Source organism: Mammaliicoccus sp. J-M41 (genome assembly GCF_022385935.1).
In the GTDB taxonomy this organism is placed as follows: Bacteria; Bacillota; Bacilli; order Staphylococcales; family Staphylococcaceae; genus Mammaliicoccus; species Mammaliicoccus sciuri_A.
Map to the genome: position 1 here is coordinate 175,658 of NZ_JAJNIR010000002.1, position 6,077 is coordinate 181,734.

The 6,077-nt window shown below is 32.7% G+C and carries 6 protein-coding genes; 3 read left to right on the forward strand and 3 right to left on the reverse strand.

What is annotated here, in order from left to right:
• Nucleotides 1–9: 9 nt before the first annotated feature.
• The gene (locus LQ686_RS01890) at nucleotides 10–1,305 is read right to left on the reverse strand and encodes a DRTGG domain-containing protein (RefSeq protein WP_025904320.1); all 1,296 of its coding nucleotides are present in this window, start codon (nucleotides 1,303–1,305) and stop codon (nucleotides 10–12) included.
• A gap of 194 nt (nucleotides 1,306–1,499) precedes the next feature.
• A complete protein-coding gene (locus tag LQ686_RS01895) occupies nucleotides 1,500–2,189 on the reverse strand; it encodes a metal-dependent hydrolase (protein WP_025904321.1) in 690 nt (229 codons plus the stop codon).
• A 111-nt stretch (nucleotides 2,190–2,300) separates the two neighbouring features.
• Here LQ686_RS01895 and LQ686_RS01900 point away from each other — a divergent pair, with 111 nt between their 5' ends.
• Together LQ686_RS01900 and LQ686_RS01905 are read left to right on the forward strand one after the other, a co-directional pair.
• Entirely contained in the window at nucleotides 2,301–3,356 is a 1,056-nt protein-coding gene (locus LQ686_RS01900; protein ID WP_103354277.1) for a M24 family metallopeptidase, read from the forward strand.
• The gene (locus tag LQ686_RS01905; RefSeq protein ID WP_107565388.1) at nucleotides 3,353–3,982 is read left to right on the forward strand and encodes a copper homeostasis protein CutC; all 630 of its coding nucleotides are present in this window, start codon (nucleotides 3,353–3,355) and stop codon (nucleotides 3,980–3,982) included. Before LQ686_RS01900 ends, LQ686_RS01905 begins: the two co-directional genes overlap by 4 nt.
• 46 nt (nucleotides 3,983–4,028) lie before the next feature.
• Here the strand turns inward: LQ686_RS01905 and ald are convergent, their stop codons facing one another.
• On the reverse strand, nucleotides 4,029–5,141 hold the full coding sequence (gene ald / locus LQ686_RS01910; protein WP_025904324.1) for an alanine dehydrogenase: 1,113 nt from the start codon (nucleotides 5,139–5,141) through the stop codon (nucleotides 4,029–4,031).
• 232 nt (nucleotides 5,142–5,373) lie between these two features.
• Here ald and LQ686_RS01915 point away from each other — a divergent pair, with 232 nt between their 5' ends.
• On the forward strand, nucleotides 5,374–5,880 hold the full coding sequence (locus LQ686_RS01915) for a universal stress protein (RefSeq protein WP_025904325.1): 507 nt from the start codon (nucleotides 5,374–5,376) through the stop codon (nucleotides 5,878–5,880).
• Nucleotides 5,881–6,077 lie beyond the last annotated feature (197 nt).

The following is a 6,077-nucleotide window of genomic DNA, read 5'->3' on the forward strand; positions in this document are numbered from 1 at the left end:
AACGCTTTTTTATTTTTCGAGAATTTGACACATCAGTAATGCTTTCGCAACTGTGGCACTACCGCTCACCATTGTAACTTCGAATTTAGCAAATATTCTACCGATATCTAATGTTGTAATCTTCACTTCTACATCGTCATCGATTTGAACAGTTTTCAAATAATAAATATCTATATGTTCAATCATGATTTCTGATTTTTTCATTTTTCTTATTTCATAACGTAACGCTTCTTCAATAACTGCAATATAGACTGATTTCGTTAACATACCGAATTGATTTGTTAATTGTGGGGATATATTCACCACAACATTACCATTGTCCATTGTGATTTGTTTTGCAATTTGGTCATGAATCGTTTCACCTATTTGTGGTTGTCTACTCATTAATTGCATCGTCTTTAATACATCTTCACGAGAAATGATACCGATTAATACTTTAGAGGTTGATACAACTGGCAACAATTCAATTCCTTCCCAGATCATAAGGTGGGCACAAGTTGCGATTGTCGTATTTAAATGTGCAATGATAGGTGATTTAGTCATCAACGTTCTGATACTTTTATCTTGTTCTTCATTTACAATATCTTTACTAGTTAAAATACCTACAACTTTCATTTCGCTATCAACAACTGGAAAACGTGTATGAGATGTTTGTTGTGATAATTCATTCCAATCTCGCACTTTTTGTTTATCATCTAAATAAGAAGTTGATTCAATTGGAATCATAATATCTTCAACCATTAAAATTTCTTTTTTAATCATTTGATCATATATGGCTCTGTTAATAATATTGGCCACTAAAAATGTATCATAATTAGATGAAATAATTGGAAGTTCGTGTTCATCAGCATAGTTTATAATATCTTCATGCGCTTCAAAACCACCTGTAATTAACACGGCAGAACCTCTTTTTAAAGCTTCCATTTGTACATCTGCTCTATTACCAACAATAAGTAAAGTATTTTTAGTTAAATATTTAACGACATCATTTAATTCCATTGCGCCTATTGCAAATTTTGATAAAGTTTTATATAAGCCTTGTTTACCGCCCAATACTTGACCATCTACAATTTTAACAATTTCATTAAATGTTAAATTTTCAATTTGTTCTCTAGATTTTCTCTCAATTCTAACTGTCCCTACTCTATCAATAGATGCTACAAGCCCTTGATTATCCGCTTCTTTAATTGCACGATAAGCTGTACCTTCAGAGACATTTAAATCTTTCGCTATCTGTCTGACAGAGATTTTATGTCCAACAGATAACGATTCAATATACTCAATAATTTGCTCATGTTTCGTCATGTTTATACCCTCTATCAAATTTTATGAATTACTTTCTATTATACATTTTTAATGTCTTAAATGATATCTTAAAAATTTAATAAAAGATTGAAACACCGCTCATTAAATTAAGTTTCTTATACAGTTCATTTCTTAAACTTAAAAGCTGAGACGACAAAATCATCTCAGCTTACTAAACTATCTATCATATTCATTTATAATTCTACCGATTCACCAGGTTTTAAAATGTGAACTTCTGATTCTGTAACAGCTTTTTCAAAATCTTTAGGGTCTTGTTTAATAAAATCAAATGTATCGTAATGAATAGGTACTACTTTTTTCGGCTTGATAAATTCATTAATTGCATAACTTGCATCATCAATGCCCATTGTAAAGTTATCGCCTATTGGAATAAAACATAAATCAACTGGGTGTCTATCTGCGATTAATTTCATATCACTGAATAAACCTGTGTCACCTGTATGATAAATAGTACCTGCTTCTGTTTCTAATACAATTCCTGCTGGCATACCTAAATAGACGATTTCCCCATCTTCTTCTGTAAAGCTATTACTATGAAAGGCTTGCACATATTTTACTTTTCCGAAATTAAATTCAATATTCCCACCAATATTCATTGGATGTAAGTTTTCTAATCCGTGTTTATTTGATAAATAATCAATCGCTTCAGGTAACGCTATAACCGTTGCACCTGTTCTTTTTGCAATGCTAACAGTATCACCTAAATGATCACCATGACCATGAGTTAATATAATATAATCTGCTTCTACTTCATCTGCCGTCAAATCTGATAATGGATTCCCTGTTATAAATGGATCCACAATCACTTTATGTCCTTTACTTTCAAAATAGATTACTGATTGTCCATGAAATGATACTTTCATGAATCTCCCTCCTCAAATTGTCTTTTCCGTATATTATATACCCTAAATTTGAATTTATGAATCAAGAAGTCTAAAATAATGATGTAAGAAAGAGATTTGGGAGGAAGAATAATGGAACATAATGAAATTGCAACATTTTTAAAAGATAAAGGTGCGGACGCAGCATGGATTACAACGCCTTTAAACATCTTTTATTTAACAGGTTATTTATCTGAACCACATGAACGTCTATTTAGTTTATTAGTCACTAAAGATGGTGAAGAAACGCTATTTTGTCCAAAAATGGAAGTAGAAGAAGCTAAAAATGCAGGTTTCACTGGAAACATCGTTGGATACTTAGATACAGAATCACCATTCGATTTGATTGAACAACAATCTTATAAAACTTTCGCGATTGAATCAGAGCATTTATCAGTTAAAAGACTTCGTGAAATTGAAAAAGCATTTAATGTTGAAACAATTGTTGATATTGATCAAGTATTAAAAGATATTAGAAATGTAAAAACAAATGACGAGATTGAGTTGTTACAAGAAGCGGCTAAATATGCAGATTTAGCTATTCAAGCTGGCGTTGATAAATTAGAAGTTGGCGTTTCTGAAATTGAAGTATTAAATCATATTGAAACAACTATGAAACAACATGGTATTTCTAAGATGAGCTTTGATACTATGGTATTATTCGGCGATCATGCAGCAGCTCCTCATGGTACACCAGGAGAAAGAACTTTAAAAGAAAACGAATATGTACTATTTGACCTAGGTGTCATTTATAAAGGTTATTGTTCAGATATCACTAGAACTGTTCCATTCGGTACACCTTCTGATAAAGCACAAGAAATTTACAATGTCGTTCTTGATGCTAACAAACAAGCGATTGAAATGATTAAACCAGGTGCTAAAATTGCTGACTGCGATAAAGTAGCTAGAGATATTATTAGCAATGCTGGTTATGGTGAATACTTCCCACATAGACTTGGTCACGGACTTGGATTAAGTGTCCATGAATTCCCAGACATTTCAAGTGCAAATACGGATGAATTCAAACCAGGCATGGTATTAACAGTTGAACCTGGAATATACGTTCCTGGTGTTGCTGGTGTTAGAATTGAAGACGATATCGTTGTAACTGAAGACGGACATCGCATACTAACAGGCTACCAAAAATGATTAAAGAAGCTTGTGTAGAAACAATTTCGCAAATTGAACATGCTATTAAAAATGGTGCAAATCGAATTGAACTTTGCGATAACCTTTCAGTTGGTGGCACAACACCAAGTTACGGAATGGTAAAGATTGCAATAGAATTATGTCATCAACATAACGTTGAAGTCGCTGTCATGATTAGACCTCGTGGTGGAGATTTTAATTATAATTATTTCGAATATGAAATCATGAGACAAGATATATTACATCTGAAAGATTTGAAAGTTGATGCATTTGTATTTGGATGCTTAGATGAACACAGACATCTTGACGAATGGAAGATGAAAGCATTAAAAGAAACATGTGGTATCATACCCGCCGTTTGTCATATGGCGTTTGATTCTATTAATCCATATCATCAATTAAAATCATTAGACTGGTTAATTAAACACCAATTCAGTCGCCTACTAACACATGGCGGACCAAGTGATAGTGTGATATTTGATAACATTAACCATTTAGGAAAGTTGTTGATTCACTCAAAAGGCAATATCACAATCATGCCAGGTGGCGGACTCAATAAAGATAACTTATCACAATTAATAGAAGACATACCATTCGATGAAGTACACGGTACAAAAATCGTATAATAAGAAAAACCTGAGACGAAATTCGTCTCAGGTTTTTTTGGTGGAGTTATCTCAAAACTTCTTGATAAGGTGTGTATTCTTTATCAAAAGCTTTTGCAACTTCTTTATATGTTAATTTACCATGTATTGTGTTTAAGCCTTTAGCAAGTGCTTCGTTATCTTGACATGCTTTAACGTAGCCTTTGTTTGCTAATTGAATTGCATATGGAGTTGTTGCATTATTTAATGCAATTGTAGATGTTCTTGGAACTGCTCCTGGCATATTAGCAACTGCATAGTGTACGACACCATGTTTAACATATGTTGGATCATCGTGTGTCGTAATTCTATCTGATGTTTCGAATGAACCACCTTGGTCAATCGCGATGTCTACTAATACTGAACCTGGTTTCATTTTCTTAACCATTTCTTCAGTTACAAGTTTTGGTGCTTTAGCGCCTGGGATAAGTACTGATCCAATTACTAAATCACTTTCAACAACTGCTTCTTCAATATTTAATGGTGATGACATCATCGTTTGCACGCTTGCACCAAATAAATCATCTAATTGTTGTAAGCGTGTAGGATTTAAGTCAATAATCGTAACGTCTGCTCCAAGACCAACTGCCATTTTAGCAGCATTTGTTCCTGCTTGACCTCCACCGATTATTGTTACTTTCCCTCTTTTAACACCTGGCACACCAGATAATAATATTCCAATGCCTCCGTGTGTTTTTTGTAGGAATTGCGCACCAATTTGAGTTGACATTCTTCCAGCTACTTCACTCATTGGCGCTAGTAATGGTAATGAACGATCGCTTAACTGAACAGTTTCATAAGCAATTGCAGTTACTTCATTTTCTAGTAATGCATTTGTTAAAGCCTCTTCAGCAGCTAAATGTAAGTATGTAAATAGAATTAAGTCTTTCTTGAAGAATTGATATTCTTCTTGTAATGGTTCTTTAACTTTCATAACCATTTCAACATTCCATGCTTCTTCTTGACTTACAATTTCTGCTCCAGCTTGTTGATAATCTTCGTTAGTAAATTGTGAACCTAATCCTGCTTCAGTTTCTACTTTAACAACATGATTTTGTGCAACTAAACTTGCCACGCCACTAGGTGTTAATGCCACCCTATTTTCGTTATTTTTAATCTCTCTTGGTACTCCAATAATCATTTTTCATTCCTCCTTGTTTTTATCATAACGCCACTAATTTGAAAGCGCAATCATTATTATTCAATTTTTATATTATCCTTATTTTCTAAATTTTTTAAATTTTCTTACTACAGCTAATTTTAACACACATTATATAAAAATCGTGTAAATTCCCTATTATTTAAAAGTTTATAATGTTATTTTTTCAGAAAATTATGATATAATTAAACAAAAGAACTAGGAGGCGGTTTCTATGTTAAGTTACAAAAATATTTTAATTGCAGTAGATGGATCAACTGAATCAGAATGGGCTTATAATAAAGCTGTAGCCGTTGCTAAACGTAATGACGCTAAATTAACAATTGTTAACGTTGTAGATTCTAGATCATATGCAAGTGTTGAAGCCTATGATACTCAAATAGTAAATAAAGCAACAAGTTTTGCTGAAAGTTTATTATCTGGATATAAAGAATTCGCTGAGAATAATGGTGTTCATAATGTAGCGACTAAACTTGAATTCGGATCTCCAAAAACAGTTATTCCTAAAAAATTAGCAGTAGAATTTGACGTAGATTTAATCATGTGTGGTACTTCTGGATTAAATGCAGTAGAACGATTTATCGTCGGTTCTGTATCAGAATCAATTGTAAGAAACTCACCATGTGACGTTCTAGTAGTAAGAACAGAAACAATGCCTGAAGATTTCGAACCAGTTGTAGCAACAAAAGAATTATTCGAAGAACACCACGAAGGTAAATAAATATCAGAAAAGCGTTCAGTCGTAATAGCTGGACGCTTTTTTCATTTTTAAATGATTTTTATAAAATTTTTAAAACATGTGAGTTTATTCCACCTTTAACTCACATCTGTACTGAACCCAAAAATCTAAACCTTAATTAGTATATTATTTCAAAGGTTTGTCTCCTGTAATTTTTGGGAGATAAGCCTTTTAATTTT

What these genes read in the sequence shown, in the direction of transcription:
- LQ686_RS01890 (WP_025904320.1), bottom strand. Translation starts at nt 1,305, where the DNA reads ATGACGAAACATGAGCAAATTATTGAGTATATTGAATCGTTATCTGTT.
- LQ686_RS01895 (WP_025904321.1), bottom strand. Translation starts at nt 2,189, where the DNA reads ATGAAAGTATCATTTCATGGACAATCAGTAATCTATTTTGAAAGTAAA.
- LQ686_RS01900 (WP_103354277.1), top strand. Translation starts at nt 2,301, where the DNA reads ATGGAACATAATGAAATTGCAACATTTTTAAAAGATAAAGGTGCGGAC.
- LQ686_RS01905 (WP_107565388.1), top strand. Translation starts at nt 3,353, where the DNA reads ATGATTAAAGAAGCTTGTGTAGAAACAATTTCGCAAATTGAACATGCT.
- ald (WP_025904324.1), bottom strand. Translation starts at nt 5,141, where the DNA reads ATGATTATTGGAGTACCAAGAGAGATTAAAAATAACGAAAATAGGGTG.
- LQ686_RS01915 (WP_025904325.1), top strand. Translation starts at nt 5,374, where the DNA reads ATGTTAAGTTACAAAAATATTTTAATTGCAGTAGATGGATCAACTGAA.